Annotated in this window: 18 protein-coding genes, 2 tRNA genes and 3 rRNA genes; 15 read left to right on the plus strand and 8 right to left on the minus strand. The window is 59.4% G+C overall.

Annotated features, from left to right (window positions below):
* Positions 1 to 8 precede the first annotated feature (8 nt).
* Positions 9 to 290 (minus strand): hypothetical protein, encoded by a 282-nt coding sequence (locus LQ249_RS10930; protein ID WP_017846914.1) that lies wholly within the window; start codon positions 288 to 290, stop codon positions 9 to 11.
* Positions 291 to 457: 167 nt separating this feature from the next.
* A complete protein-coding gene (gene rhtA / locus LQ249_RS10935) occupies positions 458 to 1,345 on the minus strand; it encodes a threonine/homoserine exporter RhtA (protein ID WP_057005828.1) in 888 nt (295 codons plus the stop codon).
* Positions 1,346 to 2,041: 696 nt separating this feature from the next.
* Here rhtA and LQ249_RS10940 point away from each other — a divergent pair.
* The 7 genes from LQ249_RS10940 to mrdA all read left to right on the plus strand — a co-directional run bounded on the left by LQ249_RS10940 (position 2,042) and on the right by mrdA (position 9,960).
* A 16S ribosomal RNA gene (locus LQ249_RS10940) occupies positions 2,042 to 3,578 on the plus strand.
* Between the two features lie 82 nt (positions 3,579 to 3,660).
* Positions 3,661 to 3,737, plus strand: a tRNA-Ile gene (locus tag LQ249_RS10945).
* A gap of 27 nt (positions 3,738 to 3,764) precedes the next feature.
* A tRNA-Ala gene (locus LQ249_RS10950) sits at positions 3,765 to 3,840 on the plus strand.
* Between the two features lie 247 nt (positions 3,841 to 4,087).
* Positions 4,088 to 6,979 (plus strand): 23S ribosomal RNA (locus tag LQ249_RS10955).
* A gap of 156 nt (positions 6,980 to 7,135) precedes the next feature.
* Positions 7,136 to 7,251, plus strand: a 5S ribosomal RNA gene (gene rrf / locus LQ249_RS10960).
* Together the 16S, 23S and 5S rRNA genes with 2 tRNA genes alongside form the textbook arrangement of a ribosomal RNA operon.
* A 209-nt stretch (positions 7,252 to 7,460) precedes the next feature.
* Entirely contained in the window at positions 7,461 to 7,838 is a 378-nt protein-coding gene (locus LQ249_RS10965) for a cupin domain-containing protein (protein ID WP_046384128.1), read from the plus strand.
* 229 nt (positions 7,839 to 8,067) lie between these two features.
* Positions 8,068 to 9,960, plus strand: coding sequence for a penicillin-binding protein 2 (gene mrdA, locus LQ249_RS10970; RefSeq protein ID WP_079443257.1), 1,893 nt, complete (start codon positions 8,068 to 8,070; stop codon positions 9,958 to 9,960).
* Position 9,961: 1 nt separating this feature from the next.
* Here mrdA and LQ249_RS10975 read toward each other — a convergent pair whose 3' ends face one another.
* Positions 9,962 to 10,363 (minus strand): GFA family protein, encoded by a 402-nt coding sequence (locus LQ249_RS10975; protein ID WP_057004856.1) that lies wholly within the window; start codon positions 10,361 to 10,363, stop codon positions 9,962 to 9,964.
* A gap of 99 nt (positions 10,364 to 10,462) precedes the next feature.
* On the opposite strand from LQ249_RS10975, the gene LQ249_RS10980 reads away from it, so the two are divergent.
* From LQ249_RS10980 to LQ249_RS11000, 5 genes are all read left to right on the plus strand, one after another.
* A complete protein-coding gene (locus LQ249_RS10980; protein ID WP_046384125.1) occupies positions 10,463 to 10,936 on the plus strand; it encodes an SRPBCC family protein in 474 nt (157 codons plus the stop codon).
* A gap of 91 nt (positions 10,937 to 11,027) precedes the next feature.
* The gene (locus tag LQ249_RS10985; RefSeq protein WP_017846920.1) at positions 11,028 to 13,385 is read left to right on the plus strand and encodes a DNA polymerase II; all 2,358 of its coding nucleotides are present in this window, start codon (positions 11,028 to 11,030) and stop codon (positions 13,383 to 13,385) included.
* 79 nt (positions 13,386 to 13,464) lie between these two features.
* Positions 13,465 to 14,088, plus strand: coding sequence for a glutathione S-transferase family protein (locus LQ249_RS10990; RefSeq protein ID WP_057004857.1), 624 nt, complete (start codon positions 13,465 to 13,467; stop codon positions 14,086 to 14,088).
* A complete protein-coding gene (locus LQ249_RS10995) occupies positions 14,085 to 15,320 on the plus strand; it encodes a flavin monoamine oxidase family protein (RefSeq protein ID WP_057004858.1) in 1,236 nt (411 codons plus the stop codon). Before LQ249_RS10990 ends, LQ249_RS10995 begins: the two co-directional genes overlap by 4 nt.
* A gap of 130 nt (positions 15,321 to 15,450) precedes the next feature.
* Positions 15,451 to 16,035 (plus strand): DUF4174 domain-containing protein, encoded by a 585-nt coding sequence (locus LQ249_RS11000; protein WP_046384121.1) that lies wholly within the window; start codon positions 15,451 to 15,453, stop codon positions 16,033 to 16,035.
* A gap of 3 nt (positions 16,036 to 16,038) precedes the next feature.
* Here the strand turns inward: LQ249_RS11000 and LQ249_RS11005 are convergent, their stop codons facing one another.
* Positions 16,039 to 17,493: a mannose-1-phosphate guanylyltransferase/mannose-6-phosphate isomerase gene (locus LQ249_RS11005; RefSeq protein ID WP_126588505.1), complete on the minus strand. Its 1,455-nt coding sequence runs from the start codon at positions 17,491 to 17,493 to the stop codon at positions 16,039 to 16,041.
* 114 nt (positions 17,494 to 17,607) lie between these two features.
* Positions 17,608 to 18,288 (minus strand): isonitrile hydratase, encoded by a 681-nt coding sequence (gene inhA / locus LQ249_RS11010; RefSeq protein WP_017846925.1) that lies wholly within the window; start codon positions 18,286 to 18,288, stop codon positions 17,608 to 17,610.
* 89 nt (positions 18,289 to 18,377) lie between these two features.
* Here inhA and LQ249_RS11015 point away from each other — a divergent pair, with 89 nt between their 5' ends.
* Positions 18,378 to 19,346, plus strand: a complete 969-nt coding sequence (locus LQ249_RS11015; protein ID WP_232566448.1) for a GlxA family transcriptional regulator — start codon at positions 18,378 to 18,380, stop codon at positions 19,344 to 19,346.
* Here the strand turns inward: LQ249_RS11015 and LQ249_RS11020 are convergent.
* From LQ249_RS11020 to LQ249_RS11030, 3 genes are all read right to left on the minus strand, one after another.
* Positions 19,343 to 20,242 (minus strand): alpha/beta fold hydrolase, encoded by a 900-nt coding sequence (locus tag LQ249_RS11020; protein ID WP_126588502.1) that lies wholly within the window; start codon positions 20,240 to 20,242, stop codon positions 19,343 to 19,345. The two genes, LQ249_RS11015 and LQ249_RS11020, sit on opposite strands and share 4 nt — an antisense overlap.
* Positions 20,243 to 20,397: 155 nt before the next feature.
* Positions 20,398 to 22,221, minus strand: coding sequence for a glycoside hydrolase family 15 protein (locus tag LQ249_RS11025; protein WP_232566449.1), 1,824 nt, complete (start codon positions 22,219 to 22,221; stop codon positions 20,398 to 20,400).
* A 175-nt stretch (positions 22,222 to 22,396) separates the two neighbouring features.
* Positions 22,397 to 23,287 carry a LysR family transcriptional regulator gene (locus LQ249_RS11030; RefSeq protein ID WP_017846929.1) on the minus strand — a complete coding sequence of 297 codons (891 nt, stop codon included), beginning with the start codon at positions 23,285 to 23,287 and terminating at the stop codon, positions 22,397 to 22,399.
* 167 nt (positions 23,288 to 23,454) lie between these two features.
* On the opposite strand from LQ249_RS11030, the gene LQ249_RS11035 reads away from it, so the two are divergent.
* Together LQ249_RS11035 and dctA are read left to right on the plus strand one after the other, a co-directional pair.
* Positions 23,455 to 24,537 (plus strand): 4-oxalomesaconate tautomerase, encoded by a 1,083-nt coding sequence (locus tag LQ249_RS11035; RefSeq protein WP_046384115.1) that lies wholly within the window; start codon positions 23,455 to 23,457, stop codon positions 24,535 to 24,537.
* Positions 24,538 to 24,581: 44 nt separating this feature from the next.
* Positions 24,582 to 25,913: a C4-dicarboxylate transporter DctA gene (gene dctA, locus LQ249_RS11040; RefSeq protein ID WP_046384114.1), complete on the plus strand. Its 1,332-nt coding sequence runs from the start codon at positions 24,582 to 24,584 to the stop codon at positions 25,911 to 25,913.
* Positions 25,914 to 26,042: the final 129 nt, after the last annotated feature.

Below are 26,042 nucleotides of genomic sequence, written 5' to 3' on the forward strand. Positions count from 1 at the left end.
TCGGGCCGCTATTTACAGATGACGATCATGCTCCGGCTGGTGTAGCCGGCAGGGTTGAGGCCGAAGGGGTAGTCCCCAGGCTCTTCGGAGTTGTCACCGGACTTGGCGATAACCCGGTAGCCCTTGGCGCCGCATGAGTTGACTGCACTGGTGTAGCACTGGTCCCAGGAGGAGGACAGCCCGGAACAGTTGATATGCAGCCCTTTTTTGCCCCGTTTCACTTCTGTCTTGGTGGTCGCGGCACAGCCAGCAATGGCCACGACCATTAACAGTATCAAAATTCGCTTCATTCCCATCCTTAATAGCCGCTTCGAAAAAATTGCCTGAAGCTGGCTTTACTCGCTCTCGATTGTAGCGTTCGCGCTGTCCTTGTCGAAACTCTCCATGAATGACATTTGTTTGCGGCCTAAACATGGCCCAAATGAGCGGCAAATACCAGAGTTACCGTCAAAGATGATTAATCGGCTGGTACTAGAGGTTTGGCCTCGTTTCGCATGGTCAGCGTGGCGCCAACGGAGGCCAGGATAATGCAGGAGATGGCCAGCCACTGTGCGAGCGACAAATGCTCCTGCAGGAAGAACAGGCCCGAGAGCGCGCCGAATGCGGGCTCAATGCTCATCAAGGTGCCGAAAGTACGGGCGGGCAGGCGAGTCAGCGCGACCATCTCCAGGGTGTAGGGGAGCGCCGTGGACAGGATGGCGACGCCGATGGCAACTGGAATCAGCGCAGGCGTCAGCAATGCCGCGCCCGCATGAACGATGCCGATCGGTGCGACGAACAAGGCGGCGATCATGACGCCGAGGGCAGCAGTTTGCACGCCGTTGTCATTCCCTGCCTTTTGGCCGAACAGAATGTAGAGCGCCCAGCAAACACCTGCGCCTAGTGCATAAGCCGCACCGACCAGGTCGATCCCCGTGCTGGCTTCTCCCGTGGGGATCAACAGCAGAAGACCGACAACCGCGAGGGCGATCCACAGAAAGTCCACCGCGCGGCGCGATGCATAGAGGGCGACGGCGAGCGGCCCGGTGAACTCCAGGGCTACCGCAATACCAAGAGGGACTGTGCGCAGCGACATATAGAAGAGGAAGTTCATGCCGCCTAACGCCATTCCGTAAACAATCACGGTGCGCAGGGATTTGGCCGTCAGCGTGGCCCGCCATGGGCGCAATATCAGCAACATGATGATGCTGGCGAAAATCAGGCGCAGCGTGGTGGTGCCTTGAGCGCCGACGATAGGGAACATGGTCTTGGCCAGCGAAGCGCCGGACTGGATGGAAGCCATGGCGATCAACAGCAGGCCGACAGGAAACAGTGCCGAGGCCAGGCTGCGAGGGGAGGTGGTCATTGGGGTGTTCGTCCGAGGTCATATTTGAGTAGCAAAGAGCCCTATGATGCTTAAGTGTGTGTCGCTGAGCAATATATTGCTCAATTATCAGTTTTCTACCTTCTATATAGAGTGGATTTGGAGGTTTTCCGCTGTTTGATAGAAAAACCAAATTAAAGGTTGACGGCAAATCCTGGACGTCTATAATTCGCCCCACTTCCGGCGCAGTCGAAACGGAAAACTCCTTGGTAAACAAAGAGTTACGCAAGATTCGACAGCGACCAGCTTCAGCTCATCGAAGCCTGGAAGGAGTTGGCAGGGCAGGGTTGTTTGGCTCTATTGACGTTTCGATCTTCTCGGTCGAAAGCGGAGAAAAAGAGGTGTTGACAGCAGCGTGTAACGCTGTAGAATTCGCCTCCCGCTAACGAGAGATCGGAAGCGCAAGTGGTTGAAGTTACAAAGGAAACTTTGAAAACTTCTGAAAATAATCACTTGACAGCAAATGAGGCTGCTGTAGAATGCGCGCCTCGGTTGAGACGAAAGATCTTAACCAACCGCTCTTTAACAACTGAATCAAGCAATTCGTGTGGGTGCTTGTGGAGTCAGACTGATAGTCAACAAGATTATCAGCATCACAAGTTACTCCGCGAGAAATCAAAGATGTAACCAACGATTGCTGAGCCAAGTTTAGGGTTTCTTAAAAACCCAAAGATGTTTGAACTGAAGAGTTTGATCATGGCTCAGATTGAACGCTGGCGGCAGGCCTAACACATGCAAGTCGAGCGGTAGAGAGAAGCTTGCTTCTCTTGAGAGCGGCGGACGGGTGAGTAATGCCTAGGAATCTGCCTGGTAGTGGGGGATAACGTTCGGAAACGGACGCTAATACCGCATACGTCCTACGGGAGAAAGCAGGGGACCTTCGGGCCTTGCGCTATCAGATGAGCCTAGGTCGGATTAGCTAGTTGGTGAGGTAATGGCTCACCAAGGCGACGATCCGTAACTGGTCTGAGAGGATGATCAGTCACACTGGAACTGAGACACGGTCCAGACTCCTACGGGAGGCAGCAGTGGGGAATATTGGACAATGGGCGAAAGCCTGATCCAGCCATGCCGCGTGTGTGAAGAAGGTCTTCGGATTGTAAAGCACTTTAAGTTGGGAGGAAGGGCAGTTACCTAATACGTGATTGTTTTGACGTTACCGACAGAATAAGCACCGGCTAACTCTGTGCCAGCAGCCGCGGTAATACAGAGGGTGCAAGCGTTAATCGGAATTACTGGGCGTAAAGCGCGCGTAGGTGGTTAGTTAAGTTGGATGTGAAATCCCCGGGCTCAACCTGGGAACTGCATTCAAAACTGACTGACTAGAGTATGGTAGAGGGTGGTGGAATTTCCTGTGTAGCGGTGAAATGCGTAGATATAGGAAGGAACACCAGTGGCGAAGGCGACCACCTGGACTGATACTGACACTGAGGTGCGAAAGCGTGGGGAGCAAACAGGATTAGATACCCTGGTAGTCCACGCCGTAAACGATGTCAACTAGCCGTTGGGAGCCTTGAGCTCTTAGTGGCGCAGCTAACGCATTAAGTTGACCGCCTGGGGAGTACGGCCGCAAGGTTAAAACTCAAATGAATTGACGGGGGCCCGCACAAGCGGTGGAGCATGTGGTTTAATTCGAAGCAACGCGAAGAACCTTACCAGGCCTTGACATCCAATGAACTTTCTAGAGATAGATTGGTGCCTTCGGGAACATTGAGACAGGTGCTGCATGGCTGTCGTCAGCTCGTGTCGTGAGATGTTGGGTTAAGTCCCGTAACGAGCGCAACCCTTGTCCTTAGTTACCAGCACGTAATGGTGGGCACTCTAAGGAGACTGCCGGTGACAAACCGGAGGAAGGTGGGGATGACGTCAAGTCATCATGGCCCTTACGGCCTGGGCTACACACGTGCTACAATGGTCGGTACAGAGGGTTGCCAAGCCGCGAGGTGGAGCTAATCCCAGAAAACCGATCGTAGTCCGGATCGCAGTCTGCAACTCGACTGCGTGAAGTCGGAATCGCTAGTAATCGCGAATCAGAATGTCGCGGTGAATACGTTCCCGGGCCTTGTACACACCGCCCGTCACACCATGGGAGTGGGTTGCACCAGAAGTAGCTAGTCTAACCTTCGGGGGGACGGTTACCACGGTGTGATTCATGACTGGGGTGAAGTCGTAACAAGGTAGCCGTAGGGGAACCTGCGGCTGGATCACCTCCTTAATCGACGACATCAGCTGCTCCATAAGTTCCCACACGAATTGCTTGATTCATTGAAGAAGACGATAAGAAGCAGCCCGAAATTGGGTCTGTAGCTCAGTTGGTTAGAGCGCACCCCTGATAAGGGTGAGGTCGGCAGTTCGAATCTGCCCAGACCCACCAATTTTGTGTGGGAACCTGTAGAAATACGGGGCCATAGCTCAGCTGGGAGAGCGCCTGCCTTGCACGCAGGAGGTCAACGGTTCGATCCCGTTTGGCTCCACCACTACTGCTTCTGAAGTTTGAAAGCTTAGAAATGAGCATTCCATCGTGATGATGGTGAATGTTGATTTCTAGTCTTTGATTAGATCGTTCTTTAAAAATTTGGGTATGTGATAGAAAGATAGACTGAACGTTACTTTCACTGGTAACGGATCAGGCTAAGGTAAAATTTGTGAGTTCTCTTAATTGAGAAATTCGAATTTTCGGCGAATGTCGTCTTCACAGTATAACCAGATTGCTTGGGGTTATATGGTCAAGTGAAGAAGCGCATACGGTGGATGCCTTGGCAGTCAGAGGCGATGAAAGACGTGGTAGCCTGCGAAAAGCTTCGGGGAGTCGGCAAACAGACTTTGATCCGGAGATGTCTGAATGGGGGAACCCAGCCATCATAAGATGGTTACCTTACACTGAATACATAGGTGTAAGGGGCGAACCAGGGGAACTGAAACATCTAAGTACCCTGAGGAAAAGAAATCAACCGAGATTCCCTTAGTAGTGGCGAGCGAACGGGGACTAGCCCTTAAGTGGCTTTGAGATTAGCGGAACGCTCTGGAAAGTGCGGCCATAGTGGGTGATAGCCCTGTACGCGAAAATCTCTTAGTCATGAAATCGAGTAGGACGGAGCACGAGAAACTTTGTCTGAATATGGGGGGACCATCCTCCAAGGCTAAATACTACTGACTGACCGATAGTGAACTAGTACCGTGAGGGAAAGGCGAAAAGAACCCCGGAGAGGGGAGTGAAATAGATCCTGAAACCGTATGCGTACAAGCAGTGGGAGCCTACTTTGTTAGGTGACTGCGTACCTTTTGTATAATGGGTCAGCGACTTATTTTCAGTGGCGAGCTTAACCGAATAGGGGAGGCGTAGCGAAAGCGAGTCTTAATAGGGCGTCTAGTCGCTGGGAATAGACCCGAAACCGGGCGATCTATCCATGGGCAGGTTGAAGGTTGGGTAACACTAACTGGAGGACCGAACCGACTACCGTTGAAAAGTTAGCGGATGACCTGTGGATCGGAGTGAAAGGCTAATCAAGCTCGGAGATAGCTGGTTCTCCTCGAAAGCTATTTAGGTAGCGCCTCATGTATCACTGTAGGGGGTAGAGCACTGTTTCGGCTAGGGGGTCATCCCGACTTACCAAACCGATGCAAACTCCGAATACCTACAAGTGCCGAGCATGGGAGACACACGGCGGGTGCTAACGTCCGTCGTGAAAAGGGAAACAACCCAGACCGTCAGCTAAGGTCCCAAAGTTATGGTTAAGTGGGAAACGATGTGGGAAGGCTTAGACAGCTAGGAGGTTGGCTTAGAAGCAGCCACCCTTTAAAGAAAGCGTAATAGCTCACTAGTCGAGTCGGCCTGCGCGGAAGATGTAACGGGGCTCAAACCATACACCGAAGCTACGGGTATCACGTAAGTGATGCGGTAGAGGAGCGTTCTGTAAGCCTGTGAAGGTGAGTTGAGAAGCTTGCTGGAGGTATCAGAAGTGCGAATGCTGACATGAGTAACGATAATGGGTGTGAAAAACACCCACGCCGAAAGACCAAGGTTTCCTGCGCAACGTTAATCGACGCAGGGTTAGTCGGTCCCTAAGGCGAGGCTGAAAAGCGTAGTCGATGGAAAACAGGTTAATATTCCTGTACTTCTGGTTATTGCGATGGAGGGACGGAGAAGGCTAGGCCAGCTTGGCGTTGGTTGTCCAAGTTTAAGGTGGTAGGCTGGAATCTTAGGTAAATCCGGGATTCTAAGGCCGAGAGCTGATGACGAGTCATCTTTTAGATGACGAAGTGGTTGATGCCATGCTTCCAAGAAAAGCTTCTAAGCTTCAGGTAACCAGGAACCGTACCCCAAACCGACACAGGTGGTTGGGTAGAGAATACCAAGGCGCTTGAGAGAACTCGGGTGAAGGAACTAGGCAAAATGGCACCGTAACTTCGGGAGAAGGTGCGCCGGTGAGGGTGAAGGACTTGCTCCGTAAGCTCATGCCGGTCGAAGATACCAGGCCGCTGCGACTGTTTATTAAAAACACAGCACTCTGCAAACACGAAAGTGGACGTATAGGGTGTGACGCCTGCCCGGTGCCGGAAGGTTAATTGATGGGGTTAGCTAACGCGAAGCTCTTGATCGAAGCCCCGGTAAACGGCGGCCGTAACTATAACGGTCCTAAGGTAGCGAAATTCCTTGTCGGGTAAGTTCCGACCTGCACGAATGGCGTAACGATGGCGGCGCTGTCTCCACCCGAGACTCAGTGAAATTGAAATCGCTGTGAAGATGCAGTGTATCCGCGGCTAGACGGAAAGACCCCGTGAACCTTTACTATAGCTTTGCACTGGACTTTGAATTTGCTTGTGTAGGATAGGTGGGAGGCTTTGAAGCGTGGACGCCAGTTCGCGTGGAGCCAACCTTGAAATACCACCCTGGCAACTTTGAGGTTCTAACTCAGGTCCGTTATCCGGATCGAGGACAGTGTATGGTGGGTAGTTTGACTGGGGCGGTCTCCTCCTAAAGAGTAACGGAGGAGTACGAAGGTGCGCTCAGACCGGTCGGAAATCGGTCGTAGAGTATAAAGGCAAAAGCGCGCTTGACTGCGAGACAGACACGTCGAGCAGGTACGAAAGTAGGTCTTAGTGATCCGGTGGTTCTGTATGGAAGGGCCATCGCTCAACGGATAAAAGGTACTCCGGGGATAACAGGCTGATACCGCCCAAGAGTTCATATCGACGGCGGTGTTTGGCACCTCGATGTCGGCTCATCACATCCTGGGGCTGAAGCCGGTCCCAAGGGTATGGCTGTTCGCCATTTAAAGTGGTACGCGAGCTGGGTTTAGAACGTCGTGAGACAGTTCGGTCCCTATCTGCCGTGGACGTTTGAGATTTGAGAGGGGCTGCTCCTAGTACGAGAGGACCGGAGTGGACGAACCTCTGGTGTTCCGGTTGTCACGCCAGTGGCATTGCCGGGTAGCTATGTTCGGAATAGATAACCGCTGAAAGCATCTAAGCGGGAAACTAGCCTCAAGATGAGATCTCACTGGGACCTTGAGTCCCCTGAAGGGCCGTCGAAGACTACGACGTTGATAGGTTGGGTGTGTAAGCGCTGTGAGGCGTTGAGCTAACCAATACTAATTGCCCGTGAGGCTTGACCATATAACACCCAAGCAATTTGCGAACTCGAAAGAGACCAGATTGCGGTGTGTGAAGACGAAACGAACCGAAAGTTCGACTCTTACAAAACACCGAAAACTATCACATACCCAATTTGCTGAAGCGAGGCCATCAGGCCACGACTCAGTACCCGAATTTCTTGACGACCATAGAGCATTGGAACCACCTGATCCCATCCCGAACTCAGCAGTGAAACGATGCATCGCCGATGGTAGTGTGGGGTTTCCCCATGTGAGAGTAGGTCATCGTCAAGATTAAATTCCAGAACCCCTGTTTGCTCACGCAGACAGGGGTTTTGTTTTGGGCGGTCGGAAAGGGCGCCTCATTGCGGTGGTCTTCAGTGCTTCCTTGGCAGTGTCTACTAAAGGCTTTTGTATCGCTCTCCTCAAGCTGCAAGATCGTACAAGAGCGCTCGACCCTTCCTTCGATAGTCTGACAACTCTCACCTACCAGAGGATCTGTCATGACTCAGCAGCACCCAGCACAACCTGTCAATCTCGCGCAAAAGGCTTCGCTCATCAGTGAACAGTGGAGCCCGAGAGTCGTCGCCGAGATGAACGACTACCAGTTCAAGGTTGTACGCATCGAAGGCGAGTTCATCTGGCACTCACATCCAGAAACCGACGAGGCGTTTTTCGTGCTTGAAGGGACACTGCGCATCGACCTTCCGGACGGTCCCGTGTATGTGGCACCGGGTGAGCTGTATGTCGTTCCTCGCGGAATAGAACATCGGACCGCCGCCGAAGGCGAAGCCAAATTGATGATGATCGAACCACGCGGCATCTTGAACACCGGCCATGAAGGGGGAGACCGCACCGCCATGAACGACCTGTGGATCTGAAATCCCCCTGCTGTTCGAGGCCTCCGTTGCCATCTGGTAACAGTAGCCTCATCCCCTGATGCTCGGTGCCGTCTGACTCAACGGCACCACAGGGCTCTTCCCAGGTACCGTTGGGGAAGTCGATGCAAAGTGTTTCTGCATTTTTGTTATGGTGCAGCACATTTTCACAAGGATTGAGCTTTTATCCGCAGGACGCGGCGTCGACCTTTTTCAACGAGATGCTGTAGAAATGCCTCAACCAATCCCGATCAAAGACCACGAAAACGAAAACCGCCTGGTCAACAAGCGCCTGCTCGCCTGCGCCTTGTTGGTGATCGGCATCACCTGCGCCCTGGTGGGCCGCCTGTATTTCCTGCAGGTCGTGCAATTCGAGTATCACTCGACGATTTCTGAAAACAACCGTGTCCACGTACTGCCCATCACACCGACTCGCGGCTTGATCTATGACCGCAATGGCGTCGTGCTGGCCGACAACCGTCCAAGCTACAACCTGACCATCACCCGCGAGCGCACCACCGACCTCAAGGGCGAACTGGACGCGATCGTCAGCCTGCTGCACCTGCCGGCAGAAGACCGTGCCGTATTCGACAAGGCGCTGAAGCAGGCGCGGCATCCTTTTGTTCCGGTTACGTTGTTTTATGAGCTGACCGAAGAACAGATCGCCGAACTCGCCGTCAACGAATTCCGCCTGCCCGGTGTAGACGTCGAACCGCAATTCGTCCGCCACTACCCCCTGGGCGCGCATTTCGCTCACTCCATCGGTTACGTTGGCCGCATCAACGAAAAAGAATCCAAGGCCCTCGACTCGGTGGAATACCGCGGCACGCAGTCCATCGGCAAGACTGGCATCGAGCGTTTCTACGAGTCAGAACTGCATGGTCATGTCGGCTATGAAGAAGTCGAGACCAATGCACAGGGGCGCGTACTGCGTGTGCTCAAGCATACCGATCCGATCCCCGGCAAAAACATCGTGCTGAGCCTCGATGTCAAACTCCAGGAAGCGGCGGAAGAAGCGCTGGGCGATCGTCGTGGCTCCGTGGTAGCCCTCGACCCGCAAACTGGCGAAGTACTGGCGATGGTCAGCAAACCCAGCTTCGACCCCAACCTGTTCGTCACTGGCATCAGCTTCAAGGAATACGCCGCCCTGCATGATTCCATCGACCGGCCGCTGTTCAACCGCGTCCTGCGCGGTCTCTATGCGCCGGGTTCGACGATCAAGCCGGAAGTGGCCATCGCGGGTCTCGACAGCGGGGTAGTGACGGCCCAGACCCGCGTGTTCGACCCCGGTTACTACCAATTGCCCGACTTTGACCACAAATACCGCAACTGGAACCACAGCGGCGACGGTTGGGTGGATATGGACGCCGCCATCATGCGCTCCAACGACACCTATTTTTACGACTTGGCCCACAAGCTCGGCATCGACCGCCTGCACGACTACCTGGCCGAGTTCGGCCTCGGCCAGAAAGTCTCCCTGGACATGTTCGAAGAGTCGGCCGGCCTGATGCCGTCCCAGGCCTGGAAGCGCGCAACCCGGCGTCAGCCCTGGTTCCCGGGCGAAACGGTGATCCTTGGCATCGGCCAGGGTTATATGCAAGTCACGCCGCTGCAACTGGCCCAGGCCACTGCGTTGATTGCCAACAAAGGCGTGTGGAATCGGCCGCACCTGGCCAAGACCATCAACGGCGTGGCACCGGTGGACGAGCACCCGATGCCCAACGTGGTCCTCAAGAACCCGCGTGACTGGGAGCAGGTCAACCACGGGATGCAACTGGTGATGCACGACCCGCGCGGGATCGCCCGGGCGGCCGCGCAAGGCGCTCAATACCGCATCGCCGGCAAGAGTGGTACCGCGCAGGTGGTGGCGATCAAACAGGGTGAGCGCTACAACCGCGACAAAACCCAGGAGCGCCACCGTGACAACGCGCTGTTTGTCGGGTTTGCGCCAGCGGAGCACCCCCAGATCGTGATTTCGGTGATGATCGAAAACGGCGAGGCCGGTGGCCGCGTCGCAGGCCCGGTGGTGCGCCAGATCATGGACGCCTGGCTGCTCGACCACGAAGGCCACTTGAAGCCGCAATATGCGACGCCGAGCAAAGCCCCCGGCGACCCCCACGTCTGACTCACAGCTGCCATTCGTCCCACTGCTGCACGCCCTCATGCGCCAGCCACGGCACATCGTGGGCCGTCCAGATATGCGCGGTGGGCCTGATGCCCGGATCATCGTCCAGCGTCGCCACCCGCACAATCACATGGGGCTGATGCCCGCGCTCGGCCATCAGGTGTGAGCCACAGCGCGAGCAGAAGCGCCTGAATTTGCCTGGCGAGGATTCGAAGGCCGCCAACAGTTCTTCGCCCTGGGTCCAGCGAAAGTGCTCACGCATTACGCCGGCAGTGCTCACAAACGCTGCCGCATGCACCTTGCGACAGCTGTCGCAGTGGCAGTGGCTGATGGGCATGTCCAGGCTGTCCACCTGGTAGCGCACGGCTTTACAGAAGCAACTTCCATTCAACGGGTCAGTCATAACCTAAGGGCCTGGACAACAATGGGGGCATCATCATCGCGCAGAACCCAAGGTTGCGCATTAGTCGATGTCGCCTACTGTCAATGGAGGAGGTGACGTATGCACGTATCAGATCGTATAGAACGGAAAGTCCTACTGAACGCTCCACGCAAAAAAGTGTGGGAGGCACTCACCGATGCCGAGCAATTCGGCCGCTGGTTTGGCATCGCCCTCAAGGGCAAGACCTTTGTCGCCGGGGAAACGATCGAAGCGCCGATCACTTACCCAGGTTACGAACACGTGATCTGGAAAGCCAAGATCGAACGCATCCTGCCGCAGACGCGGTTTTCTTTCTCGTGGCACCCCTTCGCCGTCGAAAAGGGCTTCGACTACGACAAGGAAACACCGACGCTGGTGGAGTTCACCGTTGAAGACCGCGCCCCGGGCATTCTGCTGCGGGTCGTTGAATCCGGCTTCGACGCAGTGCCCGAAGCCCGCCGCCTGAAAGCCTTCAAAATGAATTCCCGCGGCTGGGACGAGCAAATGCGCAATATCGAAGGCTACCTGAGCCACTTCCACCAAGGCATCGCCTGAGGCGATTGCGCTCTGTGTGCGTTAACGTGCCGCGTTTGGCCGGATGCCGGGTAGAATCACGCCCTGAACGTGATTCCTGAGGTGCGGCACGGTGGATTTACAGCAGGGTTTTGTCCTGACCCGGCATTGGCGTGACACCCCGGCGGGGACGCAGGTCAGCTTCTGGCTGGCCACCGACCAGGGGCCGCGGCTTATTCGCCTCCCCGTGCAAAGCTCGGTGATATTCATCCCCGAAGCCCATCGCAAGCCGCTGGATTGGCTGCTCAAAGACGAGCGCGATATCGAATTGCGCCCGCTGGAGCTGTGCGATTTCCATCACCGCAAGGTATTAGGCCTCTACACCCGCCAGCATCGGCAACTGATGGACCTGGAAAAGCGCCTGCGCGCCGCCGGTGTCGATGTCTACGAAGGTGACGTGCGCCCGCCCGAGCGCTACATGATGGAGCGTTTCATCACCGCCCCCGTGTGGTTCGACGGCACGCCCGATGCCAGCGGCGCGCTGCTCGAAGCGCAGATGAAACCCGCACCCGACTACCGTCCGCCGCTCAAACTGGTGTCCCTGGACATCGAGACCACCGCTCAGGGCGATCTGTATTCCATCGCCCTCGAAGGCTGCGGCGAGCGCCAGGTGTACATGCTCGGCCCGCCGAACAAGAGCGACGCGGTGGACTTCAAGCTCGACTACTGCGACACCCGCGGCCAATTGCTCGAACGCCTCAACCAGTGGCTGGCCACCCATGACCCCGATGCGATCATCGGCTGGAATGTGGTGCAGTTCGACCTGCGCGTGCTCCACGAACATGCCCAGCGCCTCAACGTGCCGCTCCTGCTCGGCCGCGGCGAAGAGCCCATGACCTGGCGCGAACACGGCAGCCGCAATCATTACTTCGCGGCCGCGGCGGGGCGGTTGATCATCGACGGTATCGAAGCGCTGCGCTCGGCCACCTGGAGTTTTGAGTCCTTCAGCCTGGAAAACGTCGCGCAAACCCTGCTCGGCGAAGGCAAGGACATCTCCACGCCGTACCAGCGCATGGACGAGATCAACCGCATGTTCGCCGAGGACAAGCCGGCCCTGGCGCGTTACAACCTCAAGGACTGCGAACTGGTCACGCGGATTTTCGCCAAGACCGAGCTGCTCAAGTTCCTGCTCGAACGCGCCAGCGTCACTGGCTTGCCAGCCGACCGCAACGGTGGCTCCGTGGCCGCATTTACCCACCTGTACATGCCGCTGATGCACCGCCAGGGCTTCGTCGCGCCGAACCTGGGCGACAAACCGCCCCAGGCCAGCCCCGGCGGGTTTGTCATGGATTCACGCCCCGGCCTCTACGAATCGGTGTTGGTGCTGGACTACAAAAGCCTCTACCCGTCGATCATCCGCAGCTTCCTGATCGACCCTGTAGGCCTGGTCGAAGGCCTCAAGCACCCCGATGACAGTGCGTCGGTGGAAGGCTTTCGCGGCGCACGGTTTTCCCGCACCCGGCACTGCCTGCCCGCCATCGTCGCGCGCATCTCCGAAGGCCGCGAAGAGGCCAAGCGCGAACACAACGCACCGTTGTCCCAAGCGCTGAAAATCATCATGAACGCCTTCTACGGCGTGCTCGGCTCCAGCGGTTGCCGCTTCTTCGATACGCGCCTGGCGTCCTCGATCACCCTGCGCGGCCATCAGATCATGCGCCAGACCCGCGAACTGGTCGAAGCCCAGGGGTATGAAGTGATCTACGGCGACACCGACTCGACCTTCGTCTGGCTCGGCAGCGCGCATTCCCAGGAGGACGCCAGCCGCATCGGCCAGGCGCTGGTACGGCACGTCAACGATTGGTGGCGCGCGCATTTGCACAACGCATTCGGCCTGCACAGCGCGCTGGAGTTGCAATACGAAACCCACTTCACGCGCTTCCTCATGCCGACCATTCGCGGCGCCGAGGAGGGCAGCAAGAAGCGGTACGCCGGGTTGGTGGTGCGCGGCGATGGCAGCGAAGAGATGGTCTACAAGGGCCTGGAAACCGTGCGCAGCGACTGGTCGCCCCTGGCCCGGCAATTCCAGCAGGAACTCTACCAGCGCATCTTCCACCGCCAGCCCCATCAGGATTACGTGCGCGACTACGTGCGGCGCACCTTGAGCGGCGAATTCGACGAGTTGCTGATCTACCGCAAGCGCCTGCGCCGCCGGTTGGACGACTACGAGCGCAACGTCCCGCCCCACGTGCGCGCCGCGCGCCTGGCCGACGACTACAACGACCGCATGAACCGCCCGCGTCAGTACCAGCGCGGCGGTTGGATCAGCTACGTGATCACCGTCAACGGCCCGGAGCCGCTGGAGGTGCGCCAGGCCCCGATTGACTACGACCACTACGTCACGCGGCAATTGCAGCCGGTGGCCGATGCGATTCTGCCGTTTGTGAATGACGACTTCGGCACCCTGGTCGGCGGGCAAATGGGCCTGTTCTGAAGTACTTGCCTCGCGTGGCTAAGCGTCTACGCTGTTGGCGTGCTCGGCAACTGCTACATGACATTCAGGAGGAACCCCCATGTACACGCTCTACGGCACCGACGACTCCGGCTCATGCATGATTGAAATTGCCCTGCCGCGTTGCGCGGTGCCGTGGCATCGGGTGGACGCCAGCTCCTGGCAGGACGGCGAAGGCAGTGCAGCGCTCGCACGGATCAACCCGCTCAAACAGATCCCCACGTTGGTCACGCCCGATGGTCAGGTGCTGACGGAAAGCGCGGCGATCCTGATCCACCTGGGCCTGGAATTCCCGGCCGCCAACCTACTTGCCGGCAACCGCGGCCAGATCCTCCGCGGCCTGGTGTATATCGCCGCCAATTGCTACTCGGCGATCGGCATCATCGACTACCCGCAACGCTGGCTGGGCAACGCCGATGAGGCGGCGCAAGCGCAATTGATCAGCGGCACGCGCCACTACCTGCACCAGGCCTGGAGGGTGTTCGCCGATCAGTTTGCCGACCAATTGTTCGCCCCCGACCAACAGCCGAATGCCCTGGGCATCATGGCGGCGGCGGTGTCGCGCTGGGATGCGGCGCGAGAGGCGTTGCAAGACTCGCGGCCGGCGTTCGCCCAGACCCTGGCCCGGGTGGACGCCGACCCGCTCGTCGCGCCGGTGTTCGCTCGGCATTGGCCGCAGCAATGACAGTGCCGCGTCCTATCGCCTGGCACGTCACGCGCTGGTGCGACGACCCCTATAGCCAAGGTGCCTACAGCGCAATGTTGCCGGGAGGCGATGTGAGCCTGCGGCGCCTGCTCTCGACGCCGATTGATAATCGTCTGTTCCTCGCTGGGGAAGCCTTCAACCACGATCATTGCGCCATGACCCACAGCGCTTGGGACAGTGGCATCCGCGCGGCGGATGCGGTGGCCGGCACCCGCGCCCGCAAGGTCATCGTTATCGGTGCCGGGTTTGCCGGCCTGAGTGCCGCACGTGCGTTGCAGGCGCAGGGTTTGGAGGTGCGCGTACTTGAGGCGCGCAACCGCATCGGCGGGCGCGTGAACAGTGTGGCCCTGGGTGACCATACGGTGGATGCGGGGGCCGCCTGGTTGCAGCACTATGCCCTCAACCCGCTGGCCCGACGTGCCGAGCAGTTGGGCCTGGAGCGACGGCCTACCGATTTCTCGCAACCATTGGCTGCCGCGTGGGACGGCCCCGTACCGGACATCAATGGCGCGTATGAACGCTTGAAACAGGCCATTGATCGTCATCAACCCTTGGCGCAGGGCATCGATCAATACCTTGCGACCCTCAATGCCCCCGAACGCCGCGCTGCCCGCTATGCCATCGACGCTAACCTGATCCTCGAAGCCGGGTTGCCCCTGGACCAGTTGTCGACGCATACGCTCGACGAGGAGGGCGTTGGCCACGGCGACCAGTTTCTGCCTCAAGGCTATCGGCAATTACTGGAAGACGCCGCCAGCGGCCTGAATATCCACCTCAATCACCCCGTGCAGCACGTTGCCTGGGACGAGCACGGCGTGTGGGTCGATGCCCTCAATGCAGATGCCTGCATCTGCACGGTGCCGATACCGGTACTCAAACACCTGCACTTTACGCCAGGCTTGCCGACGGCTTACCGAGAGGCCCTGGCGTTTTTCACCATGGGCCGCCTGGAAAAGGTCGTGCTGCAATTCGACCAGCGCTGGTGGCCGGTTTCCCGCGATGGTTATCTGCGTTGGTACGATCACCCCGCCAATTGGGGGGAGTGGCTGGATTTGACCGATGCCGTGGGTGCGCCGCTGATTGCCGGGTTGATCGCCGGTGATGCGGTGGACCGGCACTATCGAGGCAAGCTTGACGAGCAGATCGCACTGCAAGCCTGCGAAAAACTTGCGGCCTGGGCCTGCGCAATCAAAGGAAACAATGACTGCTAGCACTCGTCACCCCTTGCGTAGCCGGCGTCCTGACCTACGCTTTCTCAAGGCGGTGTAGGAATCATCCTTGAATTTGGCTGTCGCAGACATGAAACTCAAGAACCCTGCATGGAATTCAAAGGAGGTACGCATGCTCATCCGGTCGCTGACCCTGGCTACCTTGATGGCTTTTACGGGGCCGTTGTTGGCTGCTGATGATATCAACCCGCTCAAGCAGGATTTGGGCAAGGCCCGGCCGCTGGTGGTGGTGGAGCTTGATTCCGGCAATGACACATTGGCCAAGCTCAAGAAACAGCTGGACGAGCCTGCCACCAAGCAGTCCTTTGAAGAGCGCGGCATGGTGTTGTACACCGTGAAGTTCGGCAGCATCGGTGCCGAAGGGGAGAAGTTCGCCAAGGACCCCAAGGACAACAAGAAGCTTGCTCCGCCTGAAACCAACGCGCTGATCCGCGCCCTCAAATTAGGCGCCGGCAGCGGCACCAAAGTGATCCTGGTCGGCAAGGACGGCGAGAAGAAAGTCGAGAAGACCGTGCCGCCGGATACCCTCAACTTGAGCGAGTTTTTCAGCGCCATCGACCAGATGCCGATGGCCGAGAAAGAAGCGGCTGCCGTTGCGGAACCCGAACCTGTCGCCCCCGCGCCAGGCAAGAACGCCAAGCCCGCCAAACCGGCGAAACCCGGCAGCAAACCGGCCCCTCAGCCATTGGATGACTGAGGCTTATCCTTCGGCGGGCGCGCGCCCATAGATATCGTCGAAGCGCACAATGTCGTCTTCGCCCAGGTACTCGCCGCTCTGCACCTCGATCATCACCAGCTCGATGCTGCCGGGGTTGGTCAGGCGGTGTTTGTGCCCGGCCGGAATGTAGGTGGACTCGTTGGCGTTGATCAGCAATTCCCGCTCGCCATTGGTGATCTGCGCGGTACCGCTGACCACCACCCAGTGTTCGCTGCGGTGGTGATGCATCTGCAGCGACAGTGACGCCAGCGGCTTGACCACAATGCGCTTGATCTTGAAGCGCGCACTTTCCTCCAGCACCGTGTAGGTGCCCCATGGCCGCGTCACCGTGCGGTGCAGGTTGTACGCCGGATGGTTCTGGCGCTTGAGCTCGGCCACGATGTGGCGCACATCCTGGCTGCGGTGGGCATCGGCGATCAGCAGGGCGTCGGCGGTGTCGACGATGATCAGGTCGCGCACGCCCACCACGCCCAATACCCGCCTGGGCGAGTCGATGTAGCAGTTGTGGACGTCATGCAGAATCGCTTCGCCATTGACCTGATTGCCCTGGGCATCGCTGGGGGTGAGCTGGCGCAGGGTTTCCCAGGAGCCGATATCGCTCCAGCCGATATCGCAGGGCACCACGGCCACCTGCGTGGACTTCTCCATCAGCGCCACGTCGATGGACAGGTCCGGCGCGCCGCCGAAGCCATCGGCATCCAGTTCGCGCTGGCGCGAGGTTGTATTCTGCAGGCTCTGGCTGTGCGCCAGCGCGGCCTTGGCGGCCGCCAGCACCTGCGGGGCGTGGGTGGTCAGCTCGTTCACCAGAGTGCTGGCCTTGAAGCAGAATATGCCGGCGTTCCACAGGTGCTGGCCGCCGTCGAGGTAGCCTTGCGCGGTGGCCAGGTCGGGTTTTTCGACAAAGCGTTTGACCCGGTTTCCCGCACTCAACGCGGCGCCTTGTTCGATGTAGCCGAAGCCGGTTTCCGGGCGATCAGGCTCAATACCGAAGGTCACCAGGTAGCCGGCTGCGGCCAGCTCGCGGGCCTGGCTTACGGCCGCGGCGAACGCGCTTTCATTGAGGATCAAGTGGTCGGCGGGCATCACCAGCAACGGTGCGTCGTCGCCGAAGTGCTCCAGCACATGCAGCGCCGCCACCGCCATCGCCGCTGCCGTGTTGCGGCCGAAGGGCTCCAGCAACAAGTCCAGGGGCAGGCGGGCTGTGTTCACCAGGCGATAGTCATCCAGCGTGCGAAACAGCAGGTCACGGTTGGTGACCGTCAGCACGTTTTCCACCCCGGGCAGGCGGCTGGCGCGCAGGAAGGTTTTCTGCAGCAGGCTCTGGCCATCGCGCATACGCATGAACGGCTTGGGCATGTTCTGCCGGGAGACTGGCCACAGTCGGGTACCCGAACCGCCGGAAATGATGCAGGGAATTAATCCGTCGTGGGTATTCATCAATAAACTTCTTGGGGAGGAAAGGGCAGCCCGCGCTTCGGAATCGAGCTTCGTCGCAATCGCGCTGCCCCGTATCATCGGCGACCCGCCGCGCAGCGGCAACTGCGACGCGTATCAACCCAGGCGCGCTGCCGCCCGCGCAGTGATTTCTGCGCGGACCTTGCGCGACTCTGCCGTGCGTTTGTTGGCCTCTTCCAGCACGGCCTTCGGCGCGGTATCCGGCCGGCCGGCATTGAACGGTGGCGCCGGGGCGTATTCGATCTGCAACTGCACCAATTGCGCTGTCGCTTCGTCGTACAGCTCAGCGGCCAGGGTCAGGGCGAAGTCGATCCCCGCAGTGATCCCGCCGCCGGTGAGCAGGTTGCCGTCCCGCACCACGCGCGCCTGAACCGGAATGGCGCCGAGCGGGGCGAGCAGGTCGTGGTAGGCCCAATGGGTGGTGGCCTTGCGCCCGCGCAGCAAACCGGCCGCACCGAGCACCAGCGAACCGGTGCATACCGAGGTGACATAACGCGCGGTGAGCGCCTGGGCCCTGAGGAAGTCGAGGGTCTGCGGGTCTTCCATCAACGGGCCGACGCCGCTTCCGCCAGGGACGCAGAGCACATCCAGGTGTGGGCAATCGGCGTAGGTCATGGTCGGCGTGAACACCAGCCCGGTGCTGGAGGTAACCGGCGAAAGGTCTTTCCACACCAGGTGCAACTTCACATCCGGTAGTGAGCCCAAGACGTCATAGGGGCCGGTGAGGTCCAGTTGCTGGATGCCGGGGAACAACAGAAAGCCGATCTGCAAGGTCATGAATGAAGCTCCGATAAGGGGTGGACGGTTTCACTCTAGAGGCCTAGGCTTTGGCGAATACGCCATTGAACCCACGAATCACGCCAAACATGCCGCGCATCATTCATGTACTCGCTTTTGATAATGCCCAAGTGCTCGACGTGACCGGGCCCTTGCAGGTGTTCGCCTCGGCCAACGACCTTGCGCGCCAGCGCGGTGCGCCGTTGCCCTACGCGGTTTCGGTGATCGCCGCCCAGGCGGCGCCGGTGATGACCTCCGCCGGCCTGGCGCTGGTGGCCGAGCCGTTGCCCGCCGTCGACACGCCTTGCGACACCCTGCTCATCGCCGGCGGCTGGGGTGTCTACGGCGCCGCCGAAGACCTGGCGCTGGTGGACTGGGTGCGCGAAAAAGCCCGGTACACCCGGCGCATGGCCTCGGTGTGTACCGGGGCTTTTCTGCTGGCGGCCAGTGGCTTGCTCGACGGCTGTCGCGTGGCGACGCACTGGACACGCTGTGAAGAGCTGGCGCGCAAGTTCCCGGCGCTGACGGTGGAGGCCAACCCGATTTTCATCCAGCAGGGCACCGTGTGGACGTCGGCCGGTGTAACCGCCGGGATCGACCTGTGCCTGGCCTTGGTGGAACAAGACCTGGGCCGCGCCGTGGCCCTGGAAGTCGCGCGGCACCTGGTGGTTTTCCTCAAACGCCCCGGTGGCCAATCGCAGTTCAGCGTGACCTTGTCATTGCAAAAAGGCGACAGCCGCTTTGCCGAGTTGCACGCGTGGATCGCGGAGCACCTGACCCTCGACCTGACCCTCGCCACCCTGGCCGCCCAGGCCGGCATGAGCGAGCGCAGCTTCGTGCGTCACTACCGCGCCGAAACCGGCCAGACCCCCGCGCGCGCGGTCGAACTGATCCGCGTCGAAACCGCCCGCCGGCAACTGGCGGACAGCAGCACACCGATCAAACGCATCGCCGTGCAGTGCGGGTTCGGTTGTGAAGAGACCTTGCGGCGCAGCTTCCTGCGGGTCTTGTCAGTCACGCCGCAGGCTTATCGCGAGCGCTTTTCGCCAGCGGCCTAGGCGAGCAATTCCAGGAGTGCCTCAAGGGTCGCTTGCGGCGCTTCCTGAGGGATATTGTGGCCGACGCCGGGCAACACCTGCCGCCGATAGAAGCCGCTGAAGTGCTGCGCGTCGTCATCCTCCAGCGGCGGCGGGCCCACGCCATCATCGGCGCCGCACAGCGAAATCGTCGGCACCGTGATCGGCGGTTGCAGCGCCAGCGCCTGTTCGATGGGCGCCAGTGCGGGATCGCCCGGTGCGTACATGAAGCGGTGACGGTAGGAATGAATCACCACGTCGACAAAGTCCGGGTTATCGAACGATGGCGCGCTCTGGCCATAGAGGCTGGGGCCTGCCGCCCAGGAGGGCGACCACAGTGACCACAGCAATTGGCAAAACGCCCGGCGATTGGCGGTCAACCCATCCACGCCACGCTGGGTGTGGAAGTAGTACTGGTACCACAACCGATGCTCCGTCTCTGGCGGCCTGGGCTCGAGCGACTTGGCAATGTCCTGGATGTTGTAGCCGTCCCCGCTCACCAACCCGCGCACGCGCTCCGGCCACAGTGCCGCGACAATACAGGCGGCACGCCCACCCCAGTCGTAGCCCGCCAGGGTGGCCCGCGGGATACACAGCGCATCCATGAACTCCAGCAGGTCCTTGGCCAACGCTGCCTGTTGCCCGGAGCGCATCACCTGCGCGTTGATAAACCGCGTCGGGCCATAACCACGCAGGTACGGCACCCACACCCGACAACCGCGCTCGGCCAGGGCCGGGGCGATATCGTCATAGCTGCGAGGGTCGTAGGGGAAACCGTGCAGCAGGATCACCGGTTCACCGTCGACGGGGCCGTGGGCTTCATACGCCACATCGAGCATCGAGGTGCGTACATAAAACAGCGCAGGGGCGATGGGCATGATGGGCTCCTATCGGTTGGGCGATGACTGCCGATGACACTACCGCCGATCCGTTAACGCCACAAGGCTGAGAGCGTCGAGGGCCAAGAGTGTCCGGCGTTCAGGTTGCCCGACCCACCGTCATCGCGGCCTCGCTGACCCTCGACGAGTAGCGTTCAAGGCTGCCACACCGTCTTCGCGCCGCTCAACTTGCGGTCCAGAAACGTTGCCGCGCTGATCAGTGCCAAATGGCTCAACGCCTGCGGCGTATTGCCCAGGTGGCGCGCCTGGTTGTCGAACTCTTCGGCGTACAACCCCAGCGGGTTGGCGTAGCGCAGCAACTGCTCAAACTCCAGATGCGCCTTTTCGACCTGCCCGGCGCGGGCCAGGCATTCGACGTACCAGAACGAGCAGGCGGCAAACGCGCCTTCGGTGCCTGGCAGGCCGTCGATCCGGCTGTCGTCGTTGCGATAGCGATAGACCATGCCGTCGCGCACCAGGCTTTTCTGGATCGCTGCCAGCGTCGAGAGCCAGCGCGGGTCGGTGGCGGCGACGAAGCGCACCAGCGGCATGAGCAGCATCGAACCGTCCAGCGCGGTGCTGCCGGTATGCTGCACAAAGTGCCCGCGTTCTTCGTTCCAGAAATTGCCCCAGATATCCGCGTAGATCGCCTGGCGTGTCTGGTCCCAGCGCGCGAACGGCGCCGGCAGCGAGCGTTTGGACGCCAGGCGGATCGCACGGTCCAGCGCCACCCAGCACATCAGCCGCGAGTGCAGGAAGTGGTGCTGCTCGCCGCGCATTTCCCAGATACCCACGTCTTTGCGGTTCCAGATATCACAGACCTGATCCGCGAGTTCGACCGTGTGTTTCCAGCCGTCGTGGGAAATGGCTTCGCCGTATTTGTTGACCAGATAAATCGCATCCATCAACTCGCCGTAGATGTCCAGTTGGACCTGGTCGAACGCCTCATTGCCGATACGCACCGGCGTCGCGCCGCCATGCCCGCGCAAGTGCGTCAGCTGAGTTTCGGGCAGTTGCTGGCGGCCGTCGATGCCATACAGGATGTTGATCTTGACGGGCTGGTCGCTGCAGTCGCTGACCCGCCCTCTGAGCCAACGCATGTAGTGGTTGGCTTCGTCGACAAAACCCAGGCGCATGAACGCGTAGACCGTGAACGAGGCGTCACGGATCCAGGTGTAACGGTAGTCCCAGTTGCGCTCGCCGCCGGGCGATTCGGGCAGGCCGAAGGTGGCGGCGGCGATGATTGCGCCATGTTTGCGCGAGGTCAAAAGCTTCAAGGCCAGGGCCGAGCGGTTGACCATTTCGCGCCAGCGCCCGCGGTAGTTCGATTGCGCAATCCAGCCGCGCCAGAACGCCACGGTGTGCGTCAACGCCAGGTCGGTGCAGCTGCTGTCGACGCGCGGGTCGTCCTGCCCGCCGAGGACGAATTCGGCGCCTTCCTCCTGGGCCAGGACGAAGCGGGCCACTGCGGCGTTATCTTCGACCTGCAGTGCGTGGCTGCTCGACAAGCGCAGAGCGGGCTGGCCGTGGGCGGCGAAACACACCGTGCCGTTGTCGAGGCTGGCGTGGGTGGGGGCGCGCGCATAGTCATGACGCACGGCGCAGCGCAGGTGGATCGTCACCTGGCCGCTGACCGCACGCACGCGGCGAATCAACAGGGGCAGGTCGTCCTCCTCACCGATGGTCAACAGGTCAGTGATTTCCACCACGGCGTCATCGCTGAGCCAGCGGGTCTGCAGCACGTTGGTGTCGGGCAGGTAGATCTGTTCGCGGCGGGCGTTGGGCAGGTCTGGCGTGAGCTGGAAAATGCCGGCGTCGGGCGTGTCGAGCAGCGCGCAGAAGATCGACGGGCTGTCGAATTCCGGCCAGCAGAAAAAGTCGACGCTGCCCTTGTCGTTCACCAGGGCGGCGCTGCGCATGTCGCCGATGATGCCGTGGGCGTCGATGGCGCTCTGTGGCTCGTGCTTGAAATCAACCATTGCCGCCGCCGGTCACCAGGGCTACTTGTTGCTGCCGCGAGAGATGCATCCGTTACCCACCGTTGAGTTGCGTTCAGTTAGCTGACTGGCGGGGCAGGGCACAAGTTCACCGAAAAACACCACAACTTGGCTGGCGCTCGCGGTAAATGACACACCGCTCGCCAGCAGAACCCATTCACTTCTCCCATTGCTCAAGCAGAATCGAAACAAATTTCTCCGCCGCTGGAGATAACGAGGCTCCACGGCGGTAAACCAGTCCCAATGAACGGTTCACAATGGGCTCTATCAACGGGATGCTGACCAACGTCGGATGATCCACGGCAGGCATCGCCAGGCTCGGCACGGCCGAGACGCCGAGGCCGGCTTCCACCAGGCCCAGCGACGTCGAAAGGTGTTGCACCTCATAGAACCACTGCGGGCGCCAGCTCAAGCCCGATAACGCATGATCGAGCAACATCCGGTTGCCGCTCAGGCGTCCGACGCCGATCAAGCGGTAGTTGCTGAGTTCAGACCAGGTCACCGCGCTACGTTCCGCCAGTTCATGATCGCGTCGACATGCCAATACAAAAGGCTCGTCGACCAATGGCACAAATTCTATGTCGGGGTGCTGGCCGCTCATCATGTTGATGCCGAAGTCGGCTTCTCCGCGTAGCACGGCCTCCAGGCCTTCGTTGGCACTGAGGTCGAGCAGGCGGATACGGATTTGCGGATAGCGCTCGTTGTAGAGGCGGATGACCGAAGGCAGGAAGTAAAAGGCTGCGGTCGGGATGCAGGCAAGGGTGACCCGTCCGCTCTGTCGCTCTGCCAGCTCTCGGATGTTGAGTATCGAGTCGTCGAAGTCGTCCAGCAGGCGGCGTGCCTTGGGTAGAAAGTCCCGACCAACGCTCGTGAGACTCACCCTTCTGGTGGTGCGATCGAGAAGGGCGGTCCCCAAGCCTTCCTCCAGTTTTTTCATCCTCCGGCTCAGCGCCGGCTGGGACAGGTGCAATGCATCGGCAGCCTCGTGGAAGCTCCCGAGTTCGGCGATTTTCACGAACGATCGTATGTCATTTAGCTCATATTGCATTTTTTATAACTCGATGGAAGAGGGCGGCGGCGTTCAATCATCCTAGATTTGTCATTCGTTAAACGCAATAATCAGGCTGATATTTGCATTGGAAACATTTTTTAAAGCCTGCGACTCTTGCCTCAAGAGCATTAATCAACCCGATTGATCAATAAGAGTCAGTGGTCATGCAACGAATTCCTTGTGTGCTTATGCGCGGCGGTACGTCCAAGGGGCCAGTATTTCTCGCCTGGGACCTGCCTGATGCGATCGAACAGCGTGATGAGCTGCTGCTCAACCTGATGGGCTCCGGCCATGAGCTGGAAATTGACGGTATTGGCGGTGGGAGCCCGCAAACCAGCAAGGTCGCCATCGTCAGCCCATCGCTGCACCCGGACGCGGATGTCGACTATTTGTTCGTGCAGGTCATGGTTTCCCAGCGTCGAGTCGATACCGCACCCAATTGCGGCAATATGCTTTGCGCCGTTGGCCCGTTTGCGGTCGAGCAGGGGCTGGTCAAGGCGTCTAAAGGCCTGACGCGTGTGCGTATTCGCAACCTCAACACGGGGACGTTTGTGAACGCAGACGTACACACTCCCGAAGGGACTGTCAGCTACGAAGGCGACACCGCCATTGATGGCGTGCCGGGGACTGCCGCTCCCGTGCAGCTGACCTTCCTGGATGCCGCGGGCAGCAAAACCGGTAAGCTGTTCCCGACGGGACAGACTCAGGACCTGATCGACGGTGTCCCGATGACCTGCATCGACATGGCGATGCCGATGATGATCATCGAGGCTGGCCAATTGGGTAAACGTGGGGATGAAAGCCCTGCTGAACTGGATGCCGACAAAGCCTTCCTGGGGCGCCTGGAGTCTCTGCGGCTGCAAGCCGGCCTGGCCATGGGGTTGGGCGACGTCAGTGATAAAGTGATCCCCAAGCCCGTACTGGTGTCGCCGGCCAAGGCGGGCGGCACCCTTCAGGTGCGCTATTTCATGCCGCATAACTGCCACCGGGCACTGGCGATTACCGGCTCTATCGGCTTGGCCACCGCGTGCGTCAGCGAAGGCAGCGTGATTGCTCAATTGCTTGGCGGGGTGAGTGAGCCGCGCTTGAAACACGTTCGAATTGAACATCCAAGTGGCGCAATAGACGTTGTACTGTCCTACACCGGTGCTCAGGGTGAGACAATTCGCGCTTCGGTAGTGCGTACATCGCGCAGGTTGTTCTCCGGTTATGTCTACGCCGCGGCTTCCCAACGACTTGCCGGATAACGTCCTTTAGTCATTGTCGTTTCTGCATCAGCACAATTCTAAAAATGGGTGATGCCATGAAGTTTGTAAAATCGCTCTACGTCCAGATTCTCTTCGCCGTGCTGTTGGGCGTGCTGGTCGGGCATTTCTGGTCACAACAGGCCATAGCCTTGAAGCCGCTGGGTGATGCCTTCATCAAGCTGATCAAGATGATGATCGCTCCCGTGGTGTTCTGCACCATCGTCACCGGTATCGCCGGCATGAGCGACAAGCGCTCCCTCGGGCGTTTGTTGAGCAAGACCCTGTTGCTGTTCCTGGGCCTGACCGTGATCAGCCTGATCATCGGCCTGGTGGCGGTCTATCTGTTCAAGCCCGGTGTGGGCATGAACATCGACCCTACCCAATTGAGCACCAAGGGGCTGTCGCACTACACCGATTCTGCGGCGAAGCTGGGCGTGGTCGAGTTTTTCATGCACATCATCCCCGACACGTTCATCGGTGCTTTCAATAAAGGTGAGGTGCTGCCGGTTCTATTCATTGCGGTGCTGTGCGGGTTTGCGCTTTCGGCCATTGGCGAGCGCGGCAAGCCGCTACTGGATGTACTGGAGTCCGCTTCGCACATGGTCTTCAAGATCTTCTCCTACCTGATGCGCTTCGCGCCGATCGGTGCCTTTGGTGCGTTGGCGTTCACGGTCGGGCAGTACGGTATTACCTCGTTGGGCTCGTTGGCCAAGCTGATCATGACGCTGTACATCGCCTGCGCATTCTTCGTGTTTGTGGTGCTGGGGAGTATTTGCCGCGCGCATGGCTTCAGTCTGTGGAAGTTGCTGCGCTACTTGCGCGAAGAGTTCCTGGTGGTCCTCGGCACGTCGTCCACCGAGCCGGTAATGCCGCGGATGTTGGAAAAACTCCAGGCCCTGGGTTGCAACAAAGGCGTGGTCGGGCTGGTGCTGCCCACGGGTTACTCGTTCAACCTCGACGGTACGGCGATCTACCTCTCGCTGGCGGCGGTGTTCATTGCCCAGGCCTGCAACATCGACCTGAGCCTGACCCAGACCGTGACCATGCTGGCAATCATGCTGCTGTCCTCGAAAGGCGCCGCCGGTGTCACCGGCTCCGGTTTTGTCGCACTGGCGTCAACGTTGACGGTCATTCACGACATTCCCTTGGCCGGCCTTGCCCTGCTGATCGGTATCGACCGCTTCATGTCGGAAGCCCGGGCCTTGACCAGCCTGGCCAGTAATGCGGTGGCGACCGTGGTGATGTCCCTCTCGGAAAATGCCTGCGATCGCGAAGTACTGATGCGGACGCTGGACGGCAAACCTTCCCCCATTGCCATCTCGGCCCAGGCCCAGAACCCGGACTGGGATGGTGTGACGGTCACGGACCGCGTCTGACCGGTCGCGGCTGCGCCCAGACACCTTAAACACCTCAAATAAACACTCCCCGCCAGGCACAACTGGCGGGCGCGGAGTCGTGCGCCTGTGCGTCGGCCCCGTTACTTATAAGAACAAGAGAACTGACTT

This window comes from Pseudomonas sp. 7-41 (genome assembly GCF_021233075.1).
Lineage (GTDB): Bacteria > Pseudomonadota > Gammaproteobacteria > Pseudomonadales > Pseudomonadaceae > Aquipseudomonas > Aquipseudomonas veronii.

Bases quoted from the DNA above. Each gene is read 5' to 3' on its own strand.
- LQ249_RS10930 (WP_017846914.1), bottom strand. From the start codon at position 290: ATGAAGCGAATTTTGATACTGTTAATGGTCGTGGCCATTGCTGGCTGT.
- rhtA (WP_057005828.1), bottom strand. From the start codon at position 1,345: ATGACCACCTCCCCTCGCAGCCTGGCCTCGGCACTGTTTCCTGTCGGC.
- LQ249_RS10965 (WP_046384128.1), top strand. From the start codon at position 7,461: ATGACTCAGCAGCACCCAGCACAACCTGTCAATCTCGCGCAAAAGGCT.
- mrdA (WP_079443257.1), top strand. From the start codon at position 8,068: ATGCCTCAACCAATCCCGATCAAAGACCACGAAAACGAAAACCGCCTG.
- LQ249_RS10975 (WP_057004856.1), bottom strand. From the start codon at position 10,363: ATGACTGACCCGTTGAATGGAAGTTGCTTCTGTAAAGCCGTGCGCTAC.
- LQ249_RS10980 (WP_046384125.1), top strand. From the start codon at position 10,463: ATGCACGTATCAGATCGTATAGAACGGAAAGTCCTACTGAACGCTCCA.
- LQ249_RS10990 (WP_057004857.1), top strand. From the start codon at position 13,465: ATGTACACGCTCTACGGCACCGACGACTCCGGCTCATGCATGATTGAA.
- LQ249_RS10995 (WP_057004858.1), top strand. From the start codon at position 14,085: ATGACAGTGCCGCGTCCTATCGCCTGGCACGTCACGCGCTGGTGCGAC.
- LQ249_RS11000 (WP_046384121.1), top strand. From the start codon at position 15,451: ATGCTCATCCGGTCGCTGACCCTGGCTACCTTGATGGCTTTTACGGGG.
- LQ249_RS11005 (WP_126588505.1), bottom strand. From the start codon at position 17,493: ATGAATACCCACGACGGATTAATTCCCTGCATCATTTCCGGCGGTTCG.
- inhA (WP_017846925.1), bottom strand. From the start codon at position 18,288: ATGACCTTGCAGATCGGCTTTCTGTTGTTCCCCGGCATCCAGCAACTG.
- LQ249_RS11015 (WP_232566448.1), top strand. From the start codon at position 18,378: ATGCCGCGCATCATTCATGTACTCGCTTTTGATAATGCCCAAGTGCTC.
- LQ249_RS11020 (WP_126588502.1), bottom strand. From the start codon at position 20,242: ATGCCCATCGCCCCTGCGCTGTTTTATGTACGCACCTCGATGCTCGAT.
- LQ249_RS11025 (WP_232566449.1), bottom strand. From the start codon at position 22,221: ATGGTTGATTTCAAGCACGAGCCACAGAGCGCCATCGACGCCCACGGC.
- LQ249_RS11030 (WP_017846929.1), bottom strand. From the start codon at position 23,287: ATGCAATATGAGCTAAATGACATACGATCGTTCGTGAAAATCGCCGAA.
- LQ249_RS11035 (WP_046384115.1), top strand. From the start codon at position 23,455: ATGCAACGAATTCCTTGTGTGCTTATGCGCGGCGGTACGTCCAAGGGG.
- dctA (WP_046384114.1), top strand. From the start codon at position 24,582: ATGGGTGATGCCATGAAGTTTGTAAAATCGCTCTACGTCCAGATTCTC.